The sequence below is a fragment of the Streptomyces sp. NTH33 genome (assembly GCF_003236365.1).
Lineage (GTDB): Bacteria > Actinomycetota > Actinomycetes > Streptomycetales > Streptomycetaceae > Streptomyces.
Genome location: NZ_POTZ01000869.1, coordinates 1 through 1,474, shown reverse-complemented (window position 1 = coordinate 1,474; position 1,474 = coordinate 1). Strand labels below are relative to the sequence as shown.

Below are 1,474 nucleotides of genomic sequence, written 5' to 3'. Positions count from 1 at the left end.
CCCCCCGTGTGGCATGCACATTCTCCCCGCTACCGTGGGCATCTTGGAGAAGAGGCCCGCACCAGGGGCGGGACCAGGCACGTAAGGGGAGGGGCGCAGCGTGAGGCGTCTGAGGGGCGGTGCGGTCGTGGCCGCCGTCGTGGCGTTGACCGTGACCGGTTGCACGGAGGAGCTCAACGGCTCGGGCGAACCGGAGAAGACGGCGGGCGGGGGCGGCGCGGCGCTCACCGCCGCCGAGTCGCTGCCCGTCAAGGGGCGGGCGTCGAAGACCGGTTACGAGCGGGGCAAGTTCGGCAGCGCCTGGGCGGACACCGACTCCAACGGCTGCGGCACCCGTGACGACATCCTCAAGCGGGACCTGAAGGAGGTCAGGTTCACCGACGGCACGTGCAAGGTGTCGTACGGCGTGCTGCGGTCGGACCCGTACTCCGGCAAGGACATCGTCTTCCAGCGCGGGCGCAGCCAGGTCGACATCGACCACGTCGTCGCCCTCTCGGACGCCTGGCAGAAGGGCGCCGCGTACTGGGACGCCAGCAAGCGCATAGCCCTGGCCAACGACCCGCTCAACCTGCTCGCCGTGGACGCGAGCGCCAACCGCTCCAAGGGCGACGGCGACACGGCGACGTGGCTGCCGCCCAAGAAGGCCTACCGGTGCACGTACGTCGCGGCCCAGGTCGCGGTGAAGAAGAAGTACGAGCTGTGGGTCACCGCCGCGGAGAAGGCCGCGATGAAGAAGGTCCTGTCCACCTGCCCCGGCCAGAAACTCCCCTCCGGCGGCAACCCGACGAAGGCACCGGAGCGGTTCCGGGCGCGGTGACGTGACACCGCGCGGCCGGGGAGGCGGACGCGCCTCCCCGGCCGGGGCATGTACGACGGGCTGACCGACGGGACGGTCCCGCCCGGCGCCCGACCGGGAGACGACAACGGTTCGGTACATCCGAAGCCGGTTGTCCGGACGGACCGATACTCTCGGAACACGCCCGGAACACCCCCGGTACCGCACCGTACGCAACGTCCCCACAGGCGCCTCACCGGCGGCCTCGGCACTAGGAGCAGTCATGCACGGCCCCGGCTACGCGCCGCCGCAGCCTCCGCGCCCCTCGACCGCACTGGTGGTCGTGCTCAGGGTGCTGTTCGTGGCCCTGTCGGTGCTGAGCATCGGCTTCCTGGCCTGGGCCACCATGCTGCGCGTCGCCTGCGTGACCCGTGCCCGGCGCGACTGGTTCCTGTTCGGTGTGTCACTGGCCGTCCTGGTCGTCGCGTGCGTGCTCATCGAGAACGACCCCACCGACGACCTCAGCACTCCGAGCGGCACCTTCGCCATGGTGATGCTGCTGCTGTCCGCGTTCGGCAGCGCCGGCTACCTCCTGTACGCGGACATCCGCCGCCTCCAGACACCGCCGGCCGGCCCCGGTCCCACGGCCACCACCGTGGTGTACGGCTACCCGCCGTCCGTCACTCCCCAGGGCTACGC

General features: G+C 71.2%; 2 protein-coding genes. Both read left to right on the top strand.

What is annotated here, in order from left to right:
* The first annotated feature begins 100 nt into the window (after nt 1-100).
* On the top strand, nt 101-817 hold the full coding sequence (locus C1I97_RS37110; RefSeq protein ID WP_111007267.1) for an HNH endonuclease family protein: 717 nt from the start codon (nt 101-103) through the stop codon (nt 815-817).
* A 241-nt stretch (nt 818-1,058) separates the two neighbouring features.
* Nucleotides 1,059-1,474: hypothetical protein (locus C1I97_RS37105; RefSeq protein ID WP_111007266.1), on the top strand; the 416-nt coding region annotated here is incomplete at its 3' end.